Origin of the sequence: Roseovarius maritimus (assembly GCF_043355895.2) — a bacterium.
Taxonomy (GTDB): Bacteria; Pseudomonadota; Alphaproteobacteria; order Rhodobacterales; family Rhodobacteraceae; genus Roseovarius; species Roseovarius maritimus.
In genome coordinates this window covers 38,618-63,679 of record NZ_JBHFPF020000004.1, presented here as the reverse complement: position 1 = coordinate 63,679, position 25,062 = coordinate 38,618, and the positions used below count along the sequence as shown (strand labels likewise).

Annotated in this window: 20 protein-coding genes; 8 read left to right on the top strand and 12 right to left on the bottom strand. The window is 64.2% G+C overall.

Annotated features, from left to right (window positions below):
• Window positions 1-77 precede the first annotated feature (77 nt).
• The 11 genes from ACEWPM_RS09870 to ACEWPM_RS09820 all read right to left on the bottom strand — a co-directional run bounded on the left by ACEWPM_RS09870 (window position 78) and on the right by ACEWPM_RS09820 (window position 15,198).
• A complete protein-coding gene (locus ACEWPM_RS09870; RefSeq protein WP_393962169.1) occupies window positions 78-2,336 on the bottom strand; it encodes a TRAP transporter permease in 2,259 nt (752 codons plus the stop codon).
• Window positions 2,337-2,433: 97 nt separating this feature from the next.
• Window positions 2,434-3,417 (bottom strand): TAXI family TRAP transporter solute-binding subunit, encoded by a 984-nt coding sequence (locus tag ACEWPM_RS09865; RefSeq protein ID WP_393962170.1) that lies wholly within the window; start codon window positions 3,415-3,417, stop codon window positions 2,434-2,436.
• A 214-nt stretch (window positions 3,418-3,631) separates the two neighbouring features.
• Window positions 3,632-4,963 (bottom strand): sigma-54-dependent transcriptional regulator, encoded by a 1,332-nt coding sequence (locus tag ACEWPM_RS09860; RefSeq protein ID WP_393962171.1) that lies wholly within the window; start codon window positions 4,961-4,963, stop codon window positions 3,632-3,634.
• Entirely contained in the window at window positions 4,960-6,735 is a 1,776-nt protein-coding gene (locus ACEWPM_RS09855; RefSeq protein ID WP_393962172.1) for an ATP-binding protein, read from the bottom strand. Before ACEWPM_RS09855 ends, ACEWPM_RS09860 begins: the two co-directional genes overlap by 4 nt.
• A gap of 60 nt (window positions 6,736-6,795) precedes the next feature.
• Entirely contained in the window at window positions 6,796-8,184 is a 1,389-nt protein-coding gene (locus ACEWPM_RS09850; RefSeq protein WP_393962173.1) for a M20 family metallopeptidase, read from the bottom strand.
• Entirely contained in the window at window positions 8,181-9,758 is a 1,578-nt protein-coding gene (locus ACEWPM_RS09845; protein ID WP_393962174.1) for a gamma-glutamyltransferase, read from the bottom strand. Before ACEWPM_RS09845 ends, ACEWPM_RS09850 begins: the two co-directional genes overlap by 4 nt.
• Before the next feature lie 19 nt (window positions 9,759-9,777).
• The gene (locus ACEWPM_RS09840) at window positions 9,778-10,767 is read right to left on the bottom strand and encodes an ABC transporter ATP-binding protein (RefSeq protein WP_393962175.1); all 990 of its coding nucleotides are present in this window, start codon (window positions 10,765-10,767) and stop codon (window positions 9,778-9,780) included.
• Window positions 10,764-11,771 carry an ABC transporter ATP-binding protein gene (locus ACEWPM_RS09835; protein WP_393962176.1) on the bottom strand — a complete coding sequence of 336 codons (1,008 nt, stop codon included), beginning with the start codon at window positions 11,769-11,771 and terminating at the stop codon, window positions 10,764-10,766. The genes ACEWPM_RS09840 and ACEWPM_RS09835 overlap by 4 nt, the downstream gene beginning before the upstream one ends.
• 4 nt (window positions 11,772-11,775) lie before the next feature.
• Window positions 11,776-12,672: an ABC transporter permease gene (locus ACEWPM_RS09830; protein ID WP_393962216.1), complete on the bottom strand. Its 897-nt coding sequence runs from the start codon at window positions 12,670-12,672 to the stop codon at window positions 11,776-11,778.
• Window positions 12,673-12,694: 22 nt separating this feature from the next.
• Entirely contained in the window at window positions 12,695-13,612 is a 918-nt protein-coding gene (locus ACEWPM_RS09825) for an ABC transporter permease (RefSeq protein WP_393962177.1), read from the bottom strand.
• 95 nt (window positions 13,613-13,707) lie between these two features.
• Window positions 13,708-15,198, bottom strand: a complete 1,491-nt coding sequence (locus tag ACEWPM_RS09820; protein WP_393962217.1) for an ABC transporter substrate-binding protein — start codon at window positions 15,196-15,198, stop codon at window positions 13,708-13,710.
• Window positions 15,199-15,409: 211 nt separating this feature from the next.
• On the opposite strand from ACEWPM_RS09820, the gene ACEWPM_RS09815 reads away from it, so the two are divergent.
• The 4 genes from ACEWPM_RS09815 (at window position 15,410) to ACEWPM_RS09800 (ending at window position 19,043) form a co-directional block, all read left to right on the top strand.
• Window positions 15,410-16,186 carry an IclR family transcriptional regulator gene (locus ACEWPM_RS09815; protein WP_393962178.1) on the top strand — a complete coding sequence of 259 codons (777 nt, stop codon included), beginning with the start codon at window positions 15,410-15,412 and terminating at the stop codon, window positions 16,184-16,186.
• Window positions 16,187-16,293: 107 nt separating this feature from the next.
• Window positions 16,294-17,280 carry a TRAP transporter substrate-binding protein gene (locus ACEWPM_RS09810; protein ID WP_393962179.1) on the top strand — a complete coding sequence of 329 codons (987 nt, stop codon included), beginning with the start codon at window positions 16,294-16,296 and terminating at the stop codon, window positions 17,278-17,280.
• A gap of 4 nt (window positions 17,281-17,284) precedes the next feature.
• Entirely contained in the window at window positions 17,285-17,794 is a 510-nt protein-coding gene (locus tag ACEWPM_RS09805; protein WP_420768015.1) for a TRAP transporter small permease, read from the top strand.
• A 1-nt stretch (window position 17,795) separates the two neighbouring features.
• Window positions 17,796-19,043, top strand: coding sequence for a TRAP transporter large permease (locus ACEWPM_RS09800; protein ID WP_393962181.1), 1,248 nt, complete (start codon window positions 17,796-17,798; stop codon window positions 19,041-19,043).
• Here ACEWPM_RS09800 and ACEWPM_RS09795 read toward each other — a convergent pair.
• Entirely contained in the window at window positions 19,040-20,029 is a 990-nt protein-coding gene (locus tag ACEWPM_RS09795; RefSeq protein ID WP_393962182.1) for a KpsF/GutQ family sugar-phosphate isomerase, read from the bottom strand. The genes ACEWPM_RS09800 and ACEWPM_RS09795 overlap by 4 nt on opposite strands.
• 245 nt (window positions 20,030-20,274) lie before the next feature.
• Here ACEWPM_RS09795 and ACEWPM_RS09790 point away from each other — a divergent pair, with 245 nt between their 5' ends.
• From ACEWPM_RS09790 to ACEWPM_RS09775, 4 genes are all read left to right on the top strand, one after another.
• A complete protein-coding gene (locus ACEWPM_RS09790) occupies window positions 20,275-21,696 on the top strand; it encodes a mannose-1-phosphate guanylyltransferase/mannose-6-phosphate isomerase (protein WP_393962183.1) in 1,422 nt (473 codons plus the stop codon).
• 118 nt (window positions 21,697-21,814) lie between these two features.
• Window positions 21,815-22,930, top strand: a complete 1,116-nt coding sequence (gmd, locus tag ACEWPM_RS09785) for a GDP-mannose 4,6-dehydratase (RefSeq protein WP_393962184.1) — start codon at window positions 21,815-21,817, stop codon at window positions 22,928-22,930.
• Window positions 22,927-23,871, top strand: coding sequence for a GDP-L-fucose synthase family protein (locus tag ACEWPM_RS09780; RefSeq protein WP_393962185.1), 945 nt, complete (start codon window positions 22,927-22,929; stop codon window positions 23,869-23,871). Before gmd ends, ACEWPM_RS09780 begins: the two co-directional genes overlap by 4 nt.
• The gene (locus ACEWPM_RS09775) at window positions 23,868-25,034 is read left to right on the top strand and encodes a DegT/DnrJ/EryC1/StrS family aminotransferase (protein WP_393962186.1); all 1,167 of its coding nucleotides are present in this window, start codon (window positions 23,868-23,870) and stop codon (window positions 25,032-25,034) included. The genes ACEWPM_RS09780 and ACEWPM_RS09775 overlap by 4 nt, the downstream gene beginning before the upstream one ends.
• The last annotated feature ends 28 nt before the right edge of the window (window positions 25,035-25,062 follow it).

Genomic DNA, 25,062 nt, shown 5'->3' with positions numbered 1-25,062 from the left:
CATTTGGCACGCGCCCCTTCTATAGCCAGGTTCCCGGCGATGCACCCCCTTCCGGTGCACGGCGCGCCGGGCGTGGGTCAATCGCTGCCGCGCACCGCAATCTGCGCATCTGCGGCAGGCGCGAACCGGCGCTGCACGAGATAAAGCAGCACGGTCAGGCCGATACCGACCAGATCCGTAATCAGCCCGCCCGAGATCATGCAGAGTGCGGCCAGAACCAGCCCAACACGCATGAACCACGCCACCCGCGCGCCCGCGAACCAGCCCTGCACCCCCGAAGACAAGAGGAACACTCCGAAAATGGCCGTCGCGCCCGCGCGGATCACCTCAATCCATGTCCCGTCCATCAGGATCGCGCCGTTGTAGAAAAACATGAAGGGCACGATGAAGGCCGAGATGCCGATCTTGAACGAGGCGACCGACGTCTCCATCGGGTTCGCGCCCGATATGCCCGCCGCCGCGTAACTGGCCAGTGCCACCGGGGGCGTGATGGCCGACACCACCGCAAAATAGAAGACGAAGAAATGCGCCGTCAGATGCGGAATGCCCAGCTGCACGAGGCCCGGCGCGACGACCGAGGCAGCCACCGCATAGGCCGCCGTGGTCGGCATCCCCATCCCCAGAAGGATCGAGATGCACATCGCAAAGAAAAGCGCGATGAACTGGCTGGTATCCGCGAGGTTCAGCAGCACCGAGGAAAAGCGCGCGCCGACGCCCGTCAGGCTGATGACGCCCACTATGATGCCCGCACAAGCGCAGACCGCGATGATCTGGATCGACATGATGCCGGCCAGTTCGAACGCACGTGCGATGCTGCGCAGCCCCATCCGGTAGGGCGTCAGCCACGACACGACCGCAGCCGCCGCCGTTGCCAGCGTGCCCGCCCGGATCACCGAATAGCCCATGAAGAGCGCATAGATCAGGATGATGATGGGCAGGAACAGGAATATGCGGCGCACCATGTCGCGGAACTTCGGCAGCTCATCCTCGCGCATGCCGCGCATGCCCAGCTTGGCCGCCTCGAAATCGACCATGAAGTAGATCGAGACGAAATAGAGGATGGCCGGGATGATCGCCGCGATGGCGATGTCGGTGTAGGGAATGCCCGTGATCTCGGCCATGATGAAGGCGCCCGCGCCCATGATGGGGGGCATGATCTGCCCGCCGGTGGATGCCGCGGCCTCGACCGCGCCCGCCGTCTTCTTGTGATAGCCGACCTTCTTCATCAGCGGGATCGTCAGCGAACCGGTGGCCACCACGTTGCCCGCCGAGGTGCCGTTGATCATGCCCATGAGGCCGGAGGCAAAGATCGCCACCTTGGCCGGACCGCCGCGCGCGCGCCCGGCAGCGGCAAAGGCAAAGTTGACGAAATAGTCGCCCACCTTGGACGCCTGCAGAAAGGCCGCGAAGATAATGAAGAGGATGATGTAGGTCGAGGACACCGCCGTGGTCGGCCCCAAGATACCCGCATCGGTATAGACTTGGCTGAAGAAGCGCGTCCACTGGATGTTGGGCGCATTCAGAAAGCCGGGAAGCATGTCGCCCGTGAACACATAGATCAGGAAAATGCCCGCGATCACAATCAGGGCAAGGCCCGCGACGCGGCGCGTCATCTCCATGATCAGGGCGGTGCCCGCCACCGCGGCAAGGCTGATCCCGATGGGCGCAAACGGCGTGCCGGTGGAGTTGCGCATCAGCGTGCCATAGATCGTGATCAGGTAGACCGCAACGGCGACCGCGCAGAGCGACAGCAGCAGATCGGCAATCGCCACCTGCCCCCGCTCGCGGCCGCGTACCCCGCCGATGATGATCCCGGCGGCGGTGGCGACGATCAGCGGCAGGCCGTAGTGATAGATTTCCTGAGACTTGAACTCGGCGCTCATCCCGTTCCACATCACGCCGCTGGCGATCTGGTTGGCGATGCTGAAGGCCGTCCAGATGGCATAGAGAGCCGGCACCATCGCGACGGCGGCCAGTATGTCGAGCGGATGGCGCGCGGACCCGCCACGCCCCTCCTCCAGAAATCCGCGCGCAGAATAGAGCGTGAAACCAAGGATCAGCGCGCCGGCAATATGTACGATCCGGAAATTCCAGGTCTCCATCGGAAAGGTCGGCAGAAGCGGCACATTGATGCCGGTCCATTCGTAAATCGACAGACCGTTCAGCGCCGCGACGTGGAAAAACGCATAGATCGCCGACATGGCCGCAACGATCAAATAGCCCTGCCCCGCGAATATACGCCGGTTGCTCTCGATCGGCTCATCATCGACTCCCTCGACGACGATGGGCCCCTGCGGATCGATCTCTTCGGCTTCGGTGCTGCGTTGGTCTGACATGGAACCCCCTCCCCGGAGTTTTGCAGCCGCAAACGCGGCACGCAAGAATGGCATGCCGCCCCCGGTGGAGGGGCGGCATCCTGTCGATCTGCCAGCGTCAGTTGCCGTAGATCATGTCATCGGGGATATCCGCGCCCGCGTTTTCCTTGAACCACGCGGCGGCACCGGGGTGCCACTTGAGGACTTTGTTCTTGTCCCAGTTCTCGGGCAGCGTGGACCCGGCGGCCTTGTGGATGCCGGTCATGCGCTCGTTATCCGACATCACTACATCGACAGCCGCATTGACGAAGGACGCGGGCAAATCGCAATTCGCGATGGCGAAGTTCCACATCGAGACCGAGCGCGCGTCCTTTTCGAGGGTGCTGTAAGTGCTTGCCTTGATCGAGAAATCCGACACGGGAAAGGCTTCCAGCAGCTGTGCCTGCTCTTCCTCGGTGAACTCGATGATGTTCACGTCGGTCTGCACTTCCAGCTGGCTGACGGCAGGCACGGGCACGCCGGCGGCGAAGGCTATGACGTCCAGAAGGCCATCCTGAAGCTGACCGCCCAGATCGCTCCACCCGCCGTTACGGCGCTCGTAATTCACGCCCAGCGTGTCCATCATGCGCGGGAAATAGGTATCCGATGTGGACCCTGCGGGACCAAAACCGATCTTGGCGCCATCCGGGATTTCGCTGACCGCGGTGATGCCCGAAGACGCCAGCGCCGTTACCGAGAAGGGCGTCTGGTACATCGGGAACATCGCGCAGGCCTGCGTCATCTCAAGGCCGGGGGCGATGGGGTTGGTGCCTGCCAGCGATTCCGCCGCCGGGCCCATCGTGGTCATGCCGAACGCGGCCTCGCCGGTGTGGACCAGCGCCATGTTCTGCATCGGCCCGCCCGTGACTTCGCCGCCGCCGGTCAGGCCCAGCTCTTCGGCCACCAGGTTCGCCCAGCCCGAGCCATACGCGAAATACGTGCCGCCCTGGCTGGCTGTGCCGACGGTAAAGCTGCTGGGCCAATCGGACTTGTCGACATCCTGCGCGAAAGCCGCGCCCGCGGCCATGAGCGTGGTGGATGCAAGAATTGCGGTGAATTTCATGTCTCTCTCCCTTAGGTCCATGAGATATGCGCAGCCCCCTCCCGGTGCCGCGACCATGCGCGACTAGATCGGAGCGCAGAGGCGCGCAGCAAGCGGAATGAGCGGGCAGATGACCGCAGCGTAGCAGAAATTGACCCGCGATGGGTCGAAAAGGGGACATTGGCGCCATGCGGCGTGTCGATTGGCACACATTCCGGCACCGCTCGGCGGGCGCTCAGGTGAATTCGCCCCGGTCCAAACCATGCTTCTGCATCTTCTCATAGAGCGCCTTGCGGCTGATCCCCAGTGCCTCATAAGTCGGTTTCAGCGCGCCGCCATTGGCCCCGAGCGCAGCTGCGATCAGCGCGCGCTCATGCGCTGCGACCTGCGCGGGCAACGACCCGGAGACGTTGCTCTCGGCCGCTGGCAGCTCCTCGGCAGGCAGGCCCAGAACGAAGCGGTCGGCGGCATTGCGCAGTTCGCGCACATTGCCGGACCAGTCTCGCGCGGAGGCCTCGGCCAGTGTCGCAGGCTCCACCTCGGGCGCAGGTCGCTTGTAGCGGGCCGCCGCCTCGCCCACGAGATGCACGAAGAGCAGCGGAATGTCCGGACGCCGTTCCCGGAGGGGCGGCGCGCGCAGGGTCACGACATTGAGCCGATAGAAGAGATCACTGCGAAAACGCCCCTCCTCCACCGCATCTTCCAACCGGTCCTTGGACGCTGCGACAAAGCGCACATCCAGATCGATCGGATCGTTCGAGCCCAATGGCGTGATCTGCCTGCTCTGGATCGCCTGCAGGAACTTGGCCTGCACGCCGGTATCGAGGCTGTCGATCTCGTCAAGGAAAACGGTGCCGCCCCGCCCATGCTCCAGCTTGCCATACCGCGTGCGATGCGCGCCGGCGAAGGCGCCGGCGACATGGCCAAAGAGCTCGATCTCGACCAGATCGCGGGGCAGCGCGGCGCAGTTGATATGAACGAAGGGCTTGCCCTGCCGGGCCGAGGCACGATGCAGCGCGCGTGCGATCACCTCCTTGCCAGTCCCCGTCTCGCCGGTGATCAGCACGTCGGCCTCGGTCGCGGCAACGGCGCGAACTTGTTCGCGCAGGCGCACCATCACGTCCGAACGCCCAATCAGCCGCGCCTCGATCACGTCGCGGCCGCCCACCTGGTTGCGCAGGGCGCGGTTCTCCAGCGTCAGGCGACGTTTGTCGAGCGCGCGCCGCACCACCTGCACCAGATGCGCCGGATCATAGGGCTTCTCGAGGAAATCATAGGCCCCGTCCCGCATCGCCTGAACGGCCAGTTCAACATCGCCGTTGCCGGTCACGATGATGACCGGCAGCGCCGGGTCGATCTCGAGCGCGCGGCGCATCAGCGTCATGCCGTCCATGCCGGGCATGCGGATGTCGGTGATCAGAACGCCCGGAAAATCGCGCGCCAGCCGCGCAAGCGCCAGCTCGGCCTCGCCCACCGCCGAGGCGCTCAGCCCCGCCAGTTTGAGCGTCTGGGCCGCGGAAAACCGCAGTTCCTCCTCGTCATCGACGAACAGCACCTCGTCGGTCATTCGGCTGCCTCCTGCGCGGGCGCCTCGGCTGCGATAAGATCAACGCCGAAAATCGCGCCCCCCTCAGGGAGGCTCTCGCCCCAGAGCATGCCGCCGAAGTCCCGCACGATATTGTAGGAAATGCTGAGGCCCAGCCCTAGGCCCTGCCCCATCGGCTTGGTGGTGAAGAACGGGTCGAACATCTGCTCGGCCGCGCCTTCGGGCAGGCCAGACCCGTCATCGCGCACCGTCACACGCCAGCCACCCCCGTGCCGCGCAACGGCGATGCGCAGCACTCCGCGCCCCGCCATCGCATCGACGGCGTTCGAGATCAGGTTCACCAGCACCTGCTGCAATCGAACATGACCGCCGATCACCCAGGGCGCAGCCTCGGCGGGCGTGTAGACCAGCGTCACCTCGCTCGCCTTCAGCTTGGGCGCGCTGACCGCGAGCGCGTCGTCGATCACAAGATTCAGTGGCACCGGGCCGATCGCCTCACCGGGCCGGCGGGCGAAGTTGCGCAAGTGCCGCGAGATGGCGGCCATGCGGTCGGCCATGCGGCTGATCCGCCCGATATTGTCGCGCACCTCGCCCGTCTCGCCCCGGTCGAGGAAGGTTTGCGCGTTTTCGGCATAGGCCTTGACCGCCTGAAGTGGCTGGTTGAACTCGTGGCTCAGCGCCGCCGACATCTGGCCCAGCGCCGACAGCTTGCCCGCCTGCACAAGGTCCGCCTGCGTGCGGCGCAGCTTCTCCTCGGTGCGGCGGCGCTCCTCGACCTCGTGGCGCAGGGCGGATGTGCGCTGCTCCACGCGCTGCTCCAGCATCTTGTGCACCTGCACGCGCTGCGCGGCGCGGTGGCGCAGATAGGCGACGATGCAGATCGTCAGCACCGCCAGCAGCGCGATGGCGGCAAAGACTGTCGCCGCCTGCAGCCGCGCGGGCGCGGCGCGGCGCAGCGACGTGACGGTCCATCCCGCACTGGCCAGCGCATCGCCGGAGGACGCGATGTACTCCGTCCCGTCGATCACCTCCAGGTCGACGCCCTTTTCCGAACGCGTTCTGATATCGAGAAGGGCCAGCCGATCCGCCGGATATTGCTGGTTGGCGTGGATCACGCTGAGCCCGCGGGGCGTCAGCGGCACGCTGGCCCGCATGCGCCAATCCGGGCGGCTGGCCATGAAGATGATGCCAGCCGGATCGGTTACCATGACATCGGACGACGCCGCCCGCCAGCCGTGTTCGAACGCCTCGACCGTGAACTTGACCGCCACAACGCCCAGAATATACGGCCCGTCCCGGACCGGTGCGGCAAAGAAATACCCACGTTCGCCCGATGTGATCCCGAACGCGAAGTATCGCCCCAGCCCGCCCGCCGCGGCTTGGGTGAAATAGGGGCGGAAGCCGAAATTTCGCCCGACAAACGAGCGCTCCTTGCGATATGAACTGGCGGCCAGCGTCAGCCCCTCCATGTCCATCAGGTAGACATCCGAGGCCGTGACGGAAATGGCCGTATTCAAGAGCAGATCATTGACCATCTCGGCCGTGCCGGCGTCGTCCGGATTGCGCAAGAGCTCGGCCAGTTCGGGGCGCGCGGCGATCAGATGCGGCAGGGGCGCGTAACGGTCCAGCGCGGCGCGCAGGCCGTCGCTGACCAGTTGCAGCGTCACGCGGTTCTGAGCGGCGGCATCGTGCAGGAAATACCGCTCGACCCGCGGCCAGACCAACGTGGCCAGCACGACGGCAGCCAAGCCCAGTTGCAGGGCCAGCCGCCATCCCGCCGAAATCTGTGACATGCGCCCGAACATGGGTGGCAGACTAGCGCGCCATATCCGGCTTAGCCAGATGGCGCGCGTCTATGCCGCCGGGGTATTGCCCGCGCCAATGTCCCAGAAAATGCCCGCCATCACCCGCAGCGCATCACGGCTAAGGGGTTTCAACACATGCTCGTTCGGCGCGTGTTGCGAGCAGCCGCGATAAGAATGCGGCACCCAGACCGTGGGCAGCCCGAGGATATCGGCAAAGCTGTCATTCGGGAGCGATCCAGCGAGGTTGGGCAGCACGTGGGGCGGCTGGCCCGCCGTCTGCTCGATCGAGCGGGTGACGAACTGCACCCACGGGTGTTTCGGATCCAGCCGGGTCGCAGCAAAGAAACCGCGATCATGGGGCACGATCTCGATCTGCTGGTATCCGTGCTTGTCAAGGTGGCGGCGCAACGCGGGGATGATGTCCTCGGGATCGGTGCCGACAACATAGCGCAGCTGGCAGGTAGCGCGCGCGGAGGCGGAAATGGCGTTGACAGGCGCCTCGGGAACGCCGCTGGTCATCGCCAGCACGGCAAAGCTGTTCCAGCCATAGACACGCTCGGCGGGGGTCAGGCTTTCTTCGCCCCAATCCTCGTTCACCTCGGGGCCGTCGCCACCCGTCACGGGCAGCCCGTCCAGCGCGGCGCGCACATCATCCGTCAGGCTGTCCGGACGCCATTCGGGAATCTGGATCTGTCCGCGCCTGTCGGTGATCGAGGCCAGTGCATGTGCAAGGATCATGGCCGGGTCGGCCAGAAGACCGCCCCAGTTACCCGAGTGATGCGCGCCATCGCGCAGATTCAGCTTGAGATCGAAGGTCACGCCGCCGCGCGAGCCCATGAAGACGGTCGGCACCTCGGGTTGCAGGCGCGGCCCGTCCGAGGCGATCAGCACGTCGGCGGTCAGCCGGTCCTTGTGGCTATGAAAAACCTCGGCCAGACCGCTCGAGCCGACCTCCTCGCTCATCTCCAGCACGATGCGGGTGTTGAAGCCGAGGCTGCCGCGCGCGTCCAGAACCGCCTCGAGCGCGGCGATGTTGATCAGATGCTGGCCCTTGTTGTCGGCCGTGCCGCGCCCATAAAGGCGATCACCCTCCTCGATCAGCTCGAACGGCTGCAGCCCCTCGCGCCACATGCCCTCCTGCGCGCGGATCACGTCACCATGGCCGTAGGTCAGAACGGTCGGTAGATCATCGCCCTCGCGCCGTTCACCGATCAGAAGGGGGCCGCCGCGCGGATCTGGATTGTCGATGATCTCGCACTCGAAGCCCATCTCTTCCAGCCGGGGCTGCATCGCCTCAGCCAGATAGCGGGTCAACTCGGGGCCGGTGCCTTCCTTCTGGCTTTCGGTGCGGTAGCCGACCAGATCGGCCAGTTCGGACTTGAAAGCGCCGTTGTCGAAGTAGGTGGTGACGGTGTCTATCGCGGTTTCGCGGCTCATTGGCTGGTGTCCCCTTTTTCAAGCGCGGCGTCGCCCCAGGGCGACATGATCTCGGTGCAGCCGGTGTTGATGTCGCCGTCGCGCATGACTCCGGCAGGGCAGGCGAAGGCGAAGGGAAAGACGGTGCGCGGGGCTGTGACCACGTCATTGCCTTCGCGCAGTCGGTCCAGCACCTCAGGCTCATGCGCCTCATCGGCGACCACCTTGGGCCCGCCCGAGACGTCGATGCGCGGATGGTGGAACGTCTCTTCGATGTCCATGCCGAAATCGGTGACGAAGGACGCCATCTGTGTCATGGCCGAGACGATCTTGCGGCCCCCCGACGCGCCAAAAGCAAAGCGGCGATCGCCCTGCTCTCCCAGCACCGGGCAGACATTCATCAGACACCGTTTGTCTGGACCCAGCGAGTTGGGGCGCCCCTGCACCGGGTCGAACCACATGATCCCGTTGTTCATCAGGAAACCCGTTGAGGGCGACACGACCCGGCTGCCAAAGATCGAGAGCAGCGTTTGCGTCTGGCTGACCATGTTGCCGTCGCGGTCAACGACCGAAAAATGCGTGGTGCAGCCGGGCGCCTCGGGGGACTCCCCGGTGTCGCCCATCGTGCCCAGCCGCGCGGCATAGGCGCCGTTCAGCGCCTCGGCATAAGCCGCAAACGCGTCGGGCTTGGAGCCAAGGTCGCGGGTTTCAAGATCACCCATCGCATGGGCAAAGGTCGGCCCGGCGGTCAGCCCGTCCACCAAGTGAAACCGCGCATCGCGGTAGGTCATGCTCAGCGGTGCCTGCATCTGTGCGCGATAGCTGCGCAGATCGTCATGCGCGAGAAACCCGCCCTTGTCCTGCACGTCCTTTGCCAGCGCCGCGCCCAGATCTCCATCATAAAGCGCACGAGCACCGTCCTTCGCGATAATGCCAAGGCTCTCGGCCATGCGGCTCTGATCGAGACGCTTCTCGGCCAGCGCGGTCCAACCCGAGATGATCGGCCATTGTCCGTCCTCAAGGAACATCGCGGCGGCATCCGCATCCTCGGCCAGCGCGCGGGTGGCCGAGGCGATGACCAGCGCCGCGTACCAGTCTACCAGCATTCCCTGCTTGGCATGGGCGATCGCGGGGGCCAGCAGATCGGCCCATTGCATCCGACCATAAGCCTCATGCACCTGCCCCAGCCCGTCGACGACGCCTGGCACGGCAATGGCCTTGGCACCCTGCACGTTGACGTCGCCTGTCACATGCTCCCACGGGAAAAGATCGCTGGCGACGCCGCGGCCCGAAAGCGGATAATCCTCGACACGCAGCCCCTTGGGCGAACGCATGCCGTGGTTCACCGCCACAGCCTTTTCCTCGCCCGCGCGCCACAGCATCATGGCGCCGCCACCGGCCGGACCGCTCATCCACGGCTCGAGCACGCCGACGACAAAAGAGGTCGCGATGGCGGCATCGACCGCATCGCCCCCTGCCCTCAGAACCTCAGCCCCTGCCTCGGCGGCAAGGCGATGCTGCGAGGCGACGACGCCGCCCTGTGTCTTGATGACGGTCTTGCTTGTGTGCGCCGTGCGCGACAGGGACGAGGCCATGGGCATTTTCCTTTGCAGGTCAGACAGTGAAATCGGGGCGGTACATCTTGCTTTCCGGGTCATGCAGGTGGCACTCCACGAGGCCGCCATCGCGCGGAACGGGGCGCGGCGCCTTGGTCTTGCACTCGTCCTCGGCAAAGGGGCAGCGCGGGTGGAAATGACAGCCAGAGGGCGGCGCGATCGGGTTCGGATAGGCCGCGCCCAACTGCGTGTCTGGCACGCCTTGTGACGGGTCCGGCGTCAGCACCGAGTTGAGCAGCGCGCGCGCATAGGGATGGCGCGGCGCATCGAAAAGCCCTCCCACCGGCGCCTCCTCGACGATGCGGCCCAGATACATGACGGCGACGCGAGTGGCGAGGTGTTCAACCACCGCCAGATCGTGGCTGATGAAGAGATAGGTCAGCCCGAATTCGGCGCGCAGATCGTTCAGCAGGTTCAGGATCTGACTTTGCACCGACACGTCCAGCGCCGATGTCGGCTCGTCGCAGATGACGATTTCTGGGTGCATGATCAGGGCGCGCGCGATGGCGACGCGCTGGCGCTGGCCGCCCGACATCTGGCTGGGATAGGTGTTCAGCACGCGCGCGGGCAAGCCGACCAGATCCAGCGTCTCGCGCACGGATTTCGCGCGGCTGGCGGCGTCGCCGATACCGTGCACGCGCAAGGGCAGCGAGACGATATCGGCAATTGTCTTGCGCGGATTCAGCGACGAATAGGGATCCTGAAAGATCGGCTGGATCCGCCGCGCCAGCGCGAGGCGATCCTGACCGCCGATCTCCTCGCCATCGACCAGCACCTTACCCGATGTGGGCATCTCAAGGCCCAGAAGGATCTTGGCCAGCGTGGACTTGCCACAGCCGGACTCGCCGACAAGGCCCAGAACCTCGCCCCGGCCCAGCGTCAGCGACACGTTATTGACGGCGGTCAGGGGTTTGGCCTTGCCAAAGAGGCCCTGCTTGACGCGGTAGGTCTTGGCGACGTTTTGCAGCTCCAGAACAGGGGCGTTCATGCAGGTTCTCCTTCGGCGGCGCGGGCGCCATCGGGGTGCACGCACAGGAATTGATGGGGCGGCTCGCCACGTTCGGGAATGGCATCGCGGCAGGCATCCACCGCGTGGGGACAGCGGGTGCGGAAGGCGCAGCCCTGCACGTCGCCCACCAGCGAGGGCACGATACCGGGGATGGTCCCCAGCTCGGTCCCGCGCTCGGTCTTGCCGGGCTGCGGGATGCAGCGCAGCAGGCCGCGCGTATAGGGATGTAGAGGCTTTCCGAAGACATCGCTGGCCGGGCCAGACTCCACCAACTCGCCCGCATACATGACGCCCACCTTGTCCGCGACGCGGGCGACGACGCCCAGATCGTGGGTGATGAGAATCATGGCCACGTCCATTTCCTTGGTGAGATCCACCAGAAGGCGCAGGATCTGGGCCTGGATGGTGACGTCGAGCGCCGTCGTCGGCTCGTCCGCGATGATAAGCTCGGGCTCGCACATCAGCGCCATCGCGATGACGACGCGCTGGCGCAGACCACCCGACAGCTGGTGGGGATACTGGCTCAGACGGCTGACGGCCGCGGTGATACCAACCTTCTCCAGCAGCTCGACCGCGCGCTTGCGGGCGGTATCGCGGCTGACATTGCGGTGCAGTTGCAGCGCCTCGATCAGCTGGTCGCCGATCGTGTAGGCCGGGTTGAGCGATGTCATCGGCTCCTGAAAGATCATCGCGATCCGGTCGCCGCGCAGCGCGCGCATCTGACGGCGCGACGCCTTGGTCAGCTCGGTTCCGTCAAAATCCATCCGCTCGGCCGAGCGGCGGATGTTCTTGTCGAGAAGGCCCATGATCGCCAGTGAGGTCAGGGATTTGCCCGACCCGCTCTCGCCCACGATGCACAGCGTCTCGCCCCGGTGCAGATCGAAGTCGATGCCGCGCACGGCGTGGAGCATCCCGCTAGCCAAAGGAATGTCCAGCGTGAGGCCCCGCACCGACAGGAGGGGTTTGGCGTTTGCGTCGCTCATCAGGTCAGCTCCGGTTTTCGGGGGCGGTGACGTCGCGCAGACCGTCGCCCATCAGGTTGATCGCCAGCACCAGCACGAAGAGGACAACGCCCGGGATCAGTACCAGCCAAGGCTCGAAGAGCATCATGTTCTTGCCCTCGCTGACCATCAGGCCCCAGCTGGGCGTGGGCGGCTGAACGCCAAGGCCAAGGAACGACAGCGCCGCCTCCAGCAGAATCGCGTGGGCCATTTCCAGCGTGACGATCACGATCAGGTTGTTGACGATGTTCGGCATGATTTCCGACAGGATCACGCGCGGCGTCGAGGCGCCGATCGCCTGCGCGGCGGCCACGTATTCGCGCCGGCGCACCTGCAGCGTCGAGGCGCGCATGACCACGGCGAAGCGGTCCCACAGCAGCAGGCCCAGCACGCCGATCACGACCTGGAGCGAGCCACCGAGGATGGCCACCACCGCCAGCGCAACCAGCACCACCGGCATGGCAAGGCGCACATTGATGAGGAAGGTCACGACCGCATCCACCTTGCCGCCGAAATACCCGGCGGCGACGCCCATCGCGGTGCCGATCACGCCTGAAATCAGCGCGGCAACCGCGCCGATCAGCAGCGACACGCGCGCGCCGTAGATCAGGCGCGAGAGATAGTCACGTCCCAGATGATCCGTGCCAAGCGGATGCTCCCACGTACCGCCCATGAAGACGGGTTTGATCATGCGCTGCGTCAGATCCTGCAGATAGGGATCGTGCGGCGCCAGCACCGGAGCGAGGATCGCGACGATCACCAGCAAAAGCACGACGCCGAGACCAAAGATGAGGCCTGTATGGCCCACGACCCGCTTACGCAGGATCTGGCGTGGTGTCGGTCCCTGGATTTCTTCCAGCAGCGGATCGGTCGTGCGATTGATCGTTGTCTTGTTCATCGCCATGTCACGAGCTCCTCATACGGGGGTCGAGCCAGGCGTTCAGCACGTCGGCCAGGAAGGTAAAGATGATGTAGAACATCGAAAAGATGAGGATCAACGCCTGCACGGTCGGCAGGTCGTTGCGCGCGATGCTCTCCCAGGCCAGATACCCGGCACCATGCAAGGCAAAGACCGACTCGACCACGATCGAGCCGCCCAGCATGAAGCCCATCTGCACGGCCGCGAGGCTTACCACCGGAATGATCGCGTTGCGCAGCGCATGCTTGAAAAGGACGCGCCCCTCGGCGGCGCCCTTGGCGCGTGCGGTGCGGATATAGTCCGAGTTCAGCACTTCCAGCATGCCTGCGCGCGTGAGGCGCATGATGGCGGGCATCGCGTAATATCCCAGCACGATTGTCGGCATGATGAAATGTCGCCAGCTATCGGCGCCCGATGGTGGCAGCCAGCCCAGCGTGATGCCGAAAAGCACGATCAGGATCAGGCCGAACCAGAAGCTGGGCATTGCCTGCCCCGCGACGGACAGGAACAGTGCCACGCGGTCGATGATCGAATTGGGCCGGATTGCCGCCGCCACGCCCAGCGGCACGGCTGTCAGCAGCGCAAAGGTAATCCCGCAGACGCCCAGCGTCATCGTGACCGACAGCCGGTCCCCGATCAACGAGGCAACGGGAAGTTTGAAATAATAGCTTTCCCCGAAATCCCCCCGCAGCGCGTTCCACAGCCATTCGCCATACTGCACCAGCATGGGACGATCAAAACCATAGAGACGGCGCAGTGCTTCGATGTCTTCGCCGCTCGCCGTCTCGCCCGCGAGGGCCGCCGCCGGATCGCCCGACAGGAAAAGCAAGGAAAAGCTGATGAAACTGACCGTGAATGCCACAAGAAGGGCAAGGCCCAGCCTCTTGAGTATGAATGGCAGCATGTGCCGCTATCTCCCTGCCGGTTTTGCGATTGGTTTGATTTCGAAAACGCAAAGGCCCGGAGGATCGCACGGATCCTCCGGGCCCATGATCAGGTTCAGTTCCAGGTCATGTCCGTAAAGCGCAACACCTCGTCCGCCGTGGGGGTGTAGGCCACCTCCTTGGTCATCACATAGTTGGTGTTGTAGCTGAACATCGGCGCCCAATAGGCCTGATCCGCGATGCGCTGCAGCGCCTTGCGGTAGAACTCCTTGCGCTCTTCCGGGTCGGTCGAGCTGTCGGCCACGTTCAGAAACTCCAGCACCTGGTCGTCCTGCGCATCATCGAGGCTGCCATGCTTGAAGAACTGGCTGACCATCGCCGAGGCGTCGTTCACCGAGAAGCTGCCCCATGTCAGGAATGCCAGAGGCACTTCGCCTTTCATGTTGAGCTCGCGCAGGGCGGAATACTGCAGCAGCTTGAATTCGGTCTGGATACCGACCGCGTTCAGATAGCTGGTCACAGCCTCGGCATATTCACGGTCGCGATAGGCATAAAATTCAGTGCTGAAGCCATCAGGATACCCTGCCTCGGCCAGCAGCGCACGGGCCTTTTCAGGGTCATACTCGTAGCTGGTCACATCCTGCGCACAGCCGAACTGGCTGGGGAAGCACGCGGTCGAGACGACCTTGGACTTGCCCTTGAGCAGGTTGTCGACCAGCGCCTGGCGGTCGATCGCATGGTTGACGGCCTGCCGCACCTTGAGGTCGGTGAAGGGATTGGGGTCCATGCTGGACCGGCCCGCGGCATCCATCGACAGATATCCGACACGCATGGTCGACTCGTTCAGCACGGTGAAACGATCATCCATCTCGGCCATCTTTTCGGCCTGATCCGCCGGCACCTGCCAGATCAGGTCCAGCGAGCCAGAGAAAAGCTCGGCCAGCTGGGTATTGACGTCAGGAATGGTGCGGATGTCGATATTGGTGATGGTCGGCTGGCCCTTGGGGCTGTCGTGGTAGTCCTCGTATTTCTCCAGCACGAAATGCTGGCCCGGCTCAACCTCGGTCACCTTGTAGGGGCCGGTGCCCACGGGTTTGAGGCCCATGCCCGATGGCCCGACCTCTTCGTAATAGTCCGAAGGGTACATCGAGACGGGGCCGGACAGAAACTCGATGGCCGCAGGAAATACGTCCTTGGTGGTAATCCGGACGGTGTAATCGTCGATCTTCTCGGCCGAGTCCATCCAGTTCACGTTGCGCTGCGTCTTGACGCCGCTTTCCTCCTTGGCGACGAAATTGACCGTTGCGACCACGTCATCGGCGGTGAAATCCGAGCCGTCGTGGAATTTGACGCCCTCGCGCAGTTTGAATTCCAGCGTCTTGTCGTCGATCCATTCCCACTCGGTGGCCAGATTGCCCTTGTACTCGTTGGTCTCGGGATCGCGGTAGATCAGGCCATCCCAGACGGCGCGCTGCATCACCACGCCTTCTCGCGACGAGTTGAAGAAGCTGTCGACATTCTCCAGCTCCTTGGTGAAGGCGACGCTCAGCGTATCGTTCGCCTTGTCGGCCATCGCGGCGCCGCCGGCGCCCACTGTCAGCGCCATGGCAAGCGCGGTGGATTTCAAAAACGTGGCTCTCATTTGCTGTTCTCCCTGCCGCATGATTTCGCGGTGTTTCGTTTTCCGTTGCAAAAATGCAAATATCATATAGTGATACGGTAGATCACGATGTAATTATTTGAAACCCGCACCCGCAGGGAAATCAAGCGCCAATTTACAGATTATTCGCTAAACCGTTACGCAGACGCGAGATTTGATGACCAAGACCAAACAGAATACGCTTTTTGTCAGTTCTCTCGCCAAGGGTCTGCGTTTGCTCCACGCATTTGACGAGACCCATACCGAGCTGTCCCTCGCCGGGCTGGCCCGGCTGACCGGCCTCGACAAGAGCGCAGTTCAGAGACTGGCCAACACGCTCCACCTCGAAGGGATGCTGGACAAGGATCCGGTCACGCGGCGCTATCGCCCGTCCCATGCGTGGCTGCGACTGGCCTATGCCTATTACTGGTCCGATCCCCTGATCGCGCGCGCCATGCCCAAGCTGATTGACCTGTCGCAGCGACTGGGCGAGACGGTGAACCTGGCCGAACTTTCGGGCACGCATATCATCTATGCCGCCCGCCTGCCCTGCACGCGAACGATCTTTGCAGCCTCGGTGCCGGGGCGGCGGGTGCCCGCGCTCAGCACCTCGGCCGGGCAGGCCATCCTTGCCACCTTCCCCAAGGCGGAATCGGACGCGGCAATCTATGGCTGGCCGCTGGACGCACATACGCCCCAGACCACCATGGACCGCGGCGCCATCGCCGATCAGATCGCCGTTGCGCGGAAGGCGGGCCATGCCATCACGCATGGCCAGATGATCCTCAACGAGATCGGCATCGCCTGCGCGATTCGCGGTCCCGACGGGCGCGCGTGGGCGGCGGTTCATTGCTCGGTTTCGGCGCATCACTGGACCGACGAGCGCATCCGGCACGAGATTCTGCCGTGGCTGCAAGACACCGCGAATGCCATCTCGCCGCAGATGCGGTCCTGACGCCTCGGCGCGGAATCAGTGCCTTCCCGTTCCCTCCTCCTGCCCTTGCATCTGGCGCGGCGATCACGCCATAACCGCGCGTCACATGATCATTTGGGAGGAATCCGATGAAAAACCTGTTCAAAATTGCCGCCGCCGCGATCATCGCCGCCGCTGCGGGCGCCCTGCCCGCCGCCGCCGAGATCGAGCCGGTCAAACTGCGCCTCGCGCATGTCGTGAACGAGCAGGATGGCTTTCACGCCGCCGCCGTCAAGTTTCAGGAACTGGTGGCCGAACGCTCAGACGGCGCGATCGAAGTCGAGATTTTCCCCAACGCCTCGCTGGGCGATGAGCGCACGCTGCTGGAAGGCATGCAGATCGGCACCGTCGACATGGGCGTGATCACCAACGGCCCCGTGTCGAACTTCCTCGAGGAGATCGCGGTGTTCGAGCTGCCCTTCCTCTTTCCGTCGAACGAGGCAGCCTACAAGGTGCTGGATGGCGAGATCGGGCAGGAGCTGCTGGATCGTCTTTCTGAGGTCAACCTCAAGGGCCTCGCCTATGCCGAGCGCGGCTTTCGCAACCTGACCAATTCCGAGCGCCCCGTCGCCAGCCCCGCCGACATGGAAGGCATGCGTATCCGCGTCATGGAAAACCCCGTCTATATCGACACCTTCCGCGAACTGGGCGCCGACGCCATCCCGATGGCCTGGACCGAGGCGCTGACCGCGATGCAGCAAGGCACGATCGACGGGCAGGAAAACCCGGTGAACGTGGTCCATTCGTTCAAGCTGAACGAGACGCAGACCAACATGACCATGACGCGCCACGCCTATGCGCCCGCAATCTTCGTCATGGGCCTGCCGGTGTGGGAAAAACTGTCGCCCGAAGCGCAGACCATCATCGATGACGCCGCGCAGGAGGCCGCAGAGTATGAGCGCGCCCTGAACGCCGAGCAGCAGGAAACGCAACTTCAGGAGCTGCGCGATGCGGGCATGGTCATCAACGACAGTGCCGATCTCAGCGTCTTTGCCGAGAAGGTGAAGCCCGTCTACGAGAAATACGGCGCCAAGTTCGGTGACTACCTGCCGCGCATCCAGGAGGCGCTGAAGTAATATGATGACGGGCTTGGGAGGGATCGACCGATTTCTGGGCGCCGTTCTCAAGCCCGTCGTCTTTGCCGGGATGATGGCGCTGACCGGCGTCATCACCCTGCAGATCGTCTCGCGCGTATTCTTCACCTCGGTCGCCTGGACCGAGGAGGTCGCGCGCTTCCTGCTGATCTGGATCACCTTTCTGGGCGCGGCCCTCGCATGGCAGCAGGGGCGTCACCTGGCCGTTGCCATGCTGCGCCATAGCCTGCCCGGACCCGCGCGCCGCATCGTCACCGGCGCGGCCCTGCTGGTCAGCCTCGCGTTTCTGATCGCCCTCACGGTGATCGGCATCCGCTATATGAACGTCCAGAGCTTTCAGAAATCGCCCTCGCTGCGCCTGCCGATGAGCTATGTCTACGCCGTCATGCCCATTGCCGGCGCCCTGATGGCGACGCTGTCGGTGATCGACCTTCTGCGCGTGATCGCGGGCCTGCCGCTGCGCGACGATGCGCCCGACCTGCCCGAGGTTCAGTGACATGAGCCTCGTCCTTGCCGGCCTTTTCATCCTTTTCCTGCTAATGGGCATCCCCATCGCCGTCGTGATCGGCGCGGCCACGATGGGCGCGCTGAACCTCTCGGGCGTGCCCTTGATGGTGGTGCCCCAGCAGATGTTCTCGGGCATCAACAGCTTTGCGCTGGTAGCCGTGCCGATGTTCGTTCTGGCCGGCGACGTGATGGCGCAGGGCGAGATTTCCAAGCGCTTGGTGGCCTTTGCCGATGCCATGTTCGGCTTCATCAAGGGCGGGCTTTCCATCGTGTCGGTGCTGGCGGGCATGTTCTTTGCCGCCATCTCCGGCTCGGGCGCGGCCACGACCGCTGCGGTCGGTGCCAGCCTTGTCCCCGAGCTGAAGCGCAAGGGCTATGATCCGGCCGCCGCCGCGTCGCTGATCGCCGCGTCGGGCACGATCGGCGTGGTCATCCCGCCCTCGGTGCCGATGATCATCTACGCTGTCATTGCACAGGAATCGGTCGCGCGCCTCTTTCTCAGCGGGATCATTCCCGGCATCGCCATGGGCGTCGGCCTGATCATCGTGGCGCTGATCCAGGGCCACCGCCGCGCCTATCCGCGCGGCACCGCATTCAGCCTGCGCACCATCTGGCGCACGCTGGCCTCGGCGATCTGGGGGCTGATGGCGCCACTGATCATCCTTGGCGGCATCTTCTCGGGCATCTTCACTCCCTCCGAGGCGGCCGTGGTCGCGGTGAATTACGCCATCCTCATCTCGCTTTTCGTGTACCGTGACCTGACCTTCGCGCAGCTCTACCAGATTGTCATCCGCGCGGGCGTGACGACGGCGGTGATCATGTTCGTCATCTCGGCGTCGTCGGTGCTCAGCTGGGCGCTGAGCAGTTGGCAGGTACCGGGGGCGATCGCGGATTACGCGCTGGCCCTGACCAGCAACCTCTACATGCTGCTGCTGGTGATCATGCTGATCATCCTCGTCACCGGCGTCTTTCTGGAAACCGCCTCTGCCCTCGTGATCCTCACGCCCATGCTGTTGCCACTGGCGCTGCAACTGGGCCTTGGGACGGTGCATTTCGGGATCATCATCGTGGTCGGCCTTGCCATCGGGATGGTGACGCCGCCGGTCGCGATCAACCTCTTCGTCGCCTCGACCACGGCGGGCCTGCCGATTGAGCGGATCACGCGCGCGGTGCTGCCCTACCTCGCGATCCTCGTTGTGGTCTACTTGCTGATCGGCTTTGGCCCTCTGGCCTTCTAGACGACACCCGCGCGCAGAAGGTCATGCAGGTGCAGAACGCCGACGGGCCGCATGTCCGCATCCGCCACAATCAGCACCGTCAGCGCGCGGCTGTTCAGAAGGGCCAACGCCTCGGGCGCCGAGCAATCGGGGGCGACGCTGAGCGGCTGCTTGGTCGAAACGTCGCAAGCACGGCGCTCCATCAACCCCTCCATGTTGCGGCGCAAATCGCCATCGGTGATCACGCCGCTGATAATGCCGCCGCGCGTCAGGATGCAGACGCCAAAACCCTTGGAGGTCATGGCCAGCAGCACATCGGCCATCGGCGCATCCTCCTCCAGTACGGGCAGCGCGTCGCCGGAATGCATCAGGTCGGCGACGCTGCGCATCTGCGCGCCCAGCTTGCCGCCCGGATGGTAGACGCCAAAATCCTTTGGCGCAAAGCCGCGCCGCTCCATCAAGGTCACGGCCAGCGCATCGCCCAAGGCCAGCGTCAGCGTGGTCGAGGTGGTCGGGGCCAGGCCGATGGGGCAAGCCTCGGGGCATTTGGGCAAGGTCAGGCGGTGGTCGGCCGCCTTCATCAGCGTGCTGGTATCATTCGAGGAAATGCCGATCATCGGGATGGTGAACCGCTGCGTATGATAGACGATATCGCGCAGCTCTGCCGTCTCGCCCGAGTTCGAGATCAGGATGCACACATCCTCGGGGCCGATCATGCCCAGATCGCCATGGCTCGCCTCGGTCGCGTGGACGAAATAAGCGGGCGTGCCGGTCGAGGCGAGGGTCGCCGCGATCTTGCGCCCGATATGGCCCGACTTGCCGATACCCGAGACGATAACGCGCCCCTTGCAGGCCATCACCGTCTCGACCGCCGATGCAAAATCCGTCGGCAGGTTTTCGGACATGTATCGCAGCGCTTCGGCCTCGATCTCCAGCACCTTTCGGGCAGCCGACACGCTGCTGGCCCGGTGTTCGGGCGAGGGATCGGTCACGGGCAAGGAGCGCATGGCAAGACTTTCGAAGCTGCGACATGGGGCGTGGCGGCACTCTAGAGGAACGGCGGAAGACAGGCCAGACCAGGTGCGATGTGCAAATTGGATGATCTTTAGCGCACATGGCGCTAGAGCTTTGACAAGGCCTTCGCTTCTGGCAGGCAATTTTGTTAAACCGAGCACAGGCAAGAGCCGTGATCTAGGACGAAGTCAAACGCTTGCGCCGATCCAAGGCCGGTTTCGGAATGAATGGAAGAAGAATGATCAACCCTGTCCTTCTCTGCGGCGGCTCCGGCACGCGCCTGTGGCCCCTGTCGCGCAAATCCTACCCCAAGCAATTCGCACGTCTTATGGGGGACGAGAGCCTCTTCCAGGCTTCGGCACGTCGGCTGTCGGGCGATGGATTCGCCGCGCCGCTGATCGTGACGGGTGATCCCTTCCGCTTCATCGTGACCGAACAGTTGGCCCAGATCGGCGAGGCACCCCAAGGCATCCTGATCGAGCCCGAGGGCCGCAACACCGCGCCCGCTGTCCTCGCCGCCGCGCTCTGGCTGGCCGAGCGGGATGCGGAGGCGCTGATGCTGGTCGCGCCGTCGGATCACGTCATCCCCGATGCGGATGCGTTCCGCGCAGCGATCACGGCGGCCGCTCCGCGCGCGCTGTCGGGCGATCTGGTGACCTTTGGCATCGCGCCCACCCGGCCCGAGACGGGCTATGGCTATCTGGAACTGGCCGCCGGTGCGGATACGGGCGCGGCCAGCCCGCAATCGCTGGCCCGATTTGTTGAAAAGCCCAACGAGACGCGCGCACAGGCCATGCTGGACGCGGGAAATTTCCTCTGGAATGCCGGCATCTTCCTTAGCTCCGCCAAAGCCATCATCACCGCCTACGAGGCCCATGCACCAGAAATGCTGAGCGCCGTGCGCGCGGCGCTGGCCGGGGCCGATGTCGATCTGGGCTTCACCCGCCTCGCCGCCCAGCCCTGGGCGGGCGCCGACGATATCTCGATCGACTACGCGATCATGGAGAAGGCGCAGAACCTTGCCGTGATGCCCTATGCCGCCAGCTGGTCCGATCTGGGTGGCTGGGATGCCGTCTGGCTTGAATCGGGGCCGGACGATCAGGGCAATGTCTGCTCGGACCACGCCACCGCGATTGCCTGCGAGGATTCTCTCCTGCGTTCCGAAAGCGCGGATGTCGAGCTTGTCGGGATCGGGCTGAAGGACGTCATCGCCATCGCCATGAACGATGCCGTGCTCGTCGCGCACAAATCCGAGGCGCAGCGCGTCAAGGAAGCGGTCGTCGCCCTCAAGGCACGCGGCGCAAGCCAGGCCGTGCAACTGCCCCGCGACTATCGCCCCTGGGGCTGGTACGAGTGCCTTGCGCTTGGTGGGCGCTTCCAGGTCAAGCGGATCGTGGTCAATCCGGGCGCCAGCCTCAGCCTGCAGAGCCATCATCACCGCTCCGAGCATTGGGTGGTTGTCGAGGGCACCGCGCGCGTCACCGTTGGCGAGGAGGTCAGCCTCTTGGGCGAGAACCAGTCGATCTATATCCCCCTCGGGGCGATGCACCGCATGGAGAACCCGGGCAAACTGCCGATGGTGCTGATCGAGGTGCAGACCGGCAGCTATCTGGGCGAGGACGACATCATCCGTTATGAGGACGTCTATGCGCGTAAGTGACCAGTTGGTCGCCCCGACCCCCTGCCGCCTTGCATGGCCTCATCAAGTGTCCTATTCGAATGGCGAAAATCAGGGTGTTTCTGATTGCTGGCCCATGTGAAATCAAACGGAGACCTTGATGAAAAAGGCCTTTATCACCGGCACGACGGGTCAGGACGGCTCTTATCTGGTCGAATTTCTTCTGGACAAGGGCTATGAAGTGCATGGGCTCAAACGCCGGGCCTCGTCCTTCAACACCCAGCGTGTCGATCACCTTTTCGAGGATATCCACGACAAGCCACGCTTTCGCCTGCATTACGGCGACCTGACCGACAGCTCGAACCTCACGCGCCTTCTGTCGGAGATCCAGCCAGACGAGATCTACAACCTCGGCGCGCAAAGCCATGTGGCCGTCAGTTTCGAGGCACCAGAATATACCGCCGATGTTGATGCGATCGGCACGCTGCGCCTGCTTGAAGCCATGCGTTTTCTGGGGATGGAGAAGACCTGCCGCTTCTATCAGGCCTCCACCTCCGAACTTTATGGTTTGGTGCAGGAAACCCCGCAGAGCGAGACGACGCCTTTCCACCCGCGCTCGCCCTATGGCGTGGCAAAGCTCTATGCGTACTGGATCGCGGTGAACTACCGCGAGGCCTATGGCATGTATGCGTGCAACGGCATTCTCTTCAATCACGAGAGCCCGCGCCGGGGCGAGACGTTCGTCACGCGCAAGATCACGCGGGGCTTGGCCAATGTCGCGCAAGGTCTCGATGACATGCTCTACATGGGTAATATCGACAGTTTGCGCGACTGGGGCCATGCCCGCGATTACGTGCGCATGCAGTGGATGATGCTGCAGCAGGACACGCCCGAGGATTTCGTGATCGCCACCGGCGTGCAGCATTCGGTGCGCGACTTCATCACCTGGGCGGCCGCCGATCTGGGCATCACGCTGGCCTTTGAAGGCAAGGGAGTGGATGAGGTGGCGATGGTCGAGCAGGTGGAGGGCGACAAGGCCCCCCATGTCAAACCGGGCCAGGTCATCATGCGGATCGATCCGCGCTATTTCCGCCCCGCCGAGGTCGAGACATTGCTCGGCGATCCGTCCAGGGCCAAGGCCAAGCTGGGCTGGGTGCCCGAGATCACCGCGCGCGAGATGTGCGCCGAAATGGTCGAAGCCGATCTGAGCGCGGCCCGCCGCCACGCGCTGCTGACCGCGCATGGCTATGACGGCGCGCAGGGGTTCCGCGAATGAGCGAGGCACCGCATCGTGGCCGCATGCTGCTGACCGGTGGGCGCGGCATGGTTGGCAGCAATATCCGCGAGCATGCCCGCGCCGCCGAGTGGGAGATCCTGGCGCCGACGAGCGCCGAACTGGACCTGACCGATAGCGCCGCTACGGCGGATTACATCGCGCGGCATGCGCCTGATATCGTGGTGCATGCGGCGGGCCGCGTAGGCGGCATCCAGGCCAACATGGCCAATCCCGTCGCCTTCCTCGACATCAACACCGCCATAGGGCGGAGCGTCATCATGGGCGCGCGCGCGGCCGGTGTGCCGCGCCTTCTCAACCTTGCCTCCACCTGCATCTACCCGCGCGAGGCGCAGGGTCCGCTGGCCGAAGAGATGGTGCTGACCGGCCCGCTGGAGCCAACGAACGAGGGTTACGCGCTGGCCAAAATCATGGCCCTGCGCCTCTGCCAATACATCCGCGCAGAGACGCCGGAGATGCAGTACAAGTCGCTTATCCCGTGCAATCTCTACGGACGTCATGACAGTTTCGACGCCGCTGCCTCGCATATGGTGCCTGCGGTGATTGCGAAGATTCACGCGGCCAAGGTGGCGGGTCACGACACAGCCGAGATCTGGGGCGACGGCACCGCCCGGCGCGAGTTCATGTATTCCGGGGACCTTGCCGATGCCGTTCTGCGCGCAGCGGCGGATGTGTACGCGCTGCCGGACTTGATGAATGTCGGTGTGGGCGCGGACCATTCGGTGAACGATTATTACGCCGCCGCCGCCGAAGTCATCGGCTGGGCCGGCACCTTCGAACACGATCTGACCAAACCGGTCGGCATGAAGCGCAAGCTGTGCGATACCACGCGCCAGACCGACTGGGGCTGGACCCCGCAAACCGATCTGCAGGCCGGCATGGCCGCGACCTATCAATTCTACCTCGAAAGGCTGTCCCAATGAGCGCGCGTTTCCCCCTTGCCACCTCCTCCTGGGATCAGGCCGAGCAGGACGCGCTGCAGCGCGTCATCGCCTCCGACCGCTTCACCATGGGCGCCGAGGTGGCCGAGTTCGAGCGCCGCTTTGCCGCGCATTTCGGCAGCAATCACGCAGTGATGGTCAATTCCGGCTCCTCCGCCAACCTGTTGATGGTTGCAGCGCTGGCCTATACGTCGAATCCCGATCTGCGGCTGAAGCCCGGCGACGAAGTGATCGTGCCCGCCGTCAGTTGGTCGACCACCTATTACCCGCTGCATCAATACGGGCTGAAGCTGAAATTCGTGGATGTCGATGCCGGGACGCTCAACTACGATCTGGACGCGCTGGCGGATGCCGTCACGGACCGCACCCGCGCGCTGATGGTCGTGAACCTTCTGGGCAACCCCAATGATTTCGACGCTATCGCCCGGATCACCGAAGGGCGCGGCATCGCCATGATCGAGGATAACTGCGAGTCGATGGGCGCGCGTTTCGGCGGTAAGCAATGCGGCACATTCGGTGTCATGGGCAGCTTCTCGACCTTCTTTTCGCACCATATCTCAACCATGGAGGGCGGCGTCGTCGTGACCGACGATGAGGAGCTTTACCACGTCATGCTCAGCCTGCGCGCGCATGGCTGGACGCGCAACCTGCCGAAAGAGAACCACGTCACCGGCACGAAAAGCGACGACGCCTTCGAGGAGAGCTTCCGCTTCGTGCTGCCAGGTTACAACCTGCGCCCGCTGGAAATGTCGGGCGCGCTGGGGATCGCGCAGCTGGCCAAACTGGACGGGCTGATCGCCGGGCGCCGGCGCAATGGCGATGCCTTCGTCGCGGCGATGCAGGACCATCCCAAGTTCCGCATCCAACGCGAGATCGGCGAGAGCAGCTGGTTCGGCTTCAGCCTGATCCTGCGTTCCGATCTGGAGATGAGCCGCACCGATGTGGTGCGGGGCCTCGAGGCCGCAGGGTTCGAATGCCGCCCAATCGTGGCAGGCAATTTCGCGCGCAAGGAAATCGTCAAGCATTTCGATTTCGACATTCACGGCGATCTGCCCAATGCCGATTACCTCGACACGCGCGGCCTTTTCGTGGGCAACCACCACTACCCGATCGATGAGGCCATCGAGCAGCTGGCAAAGTTCTGAGGCGCTGACCCGTCTTAGACGCGGGCGC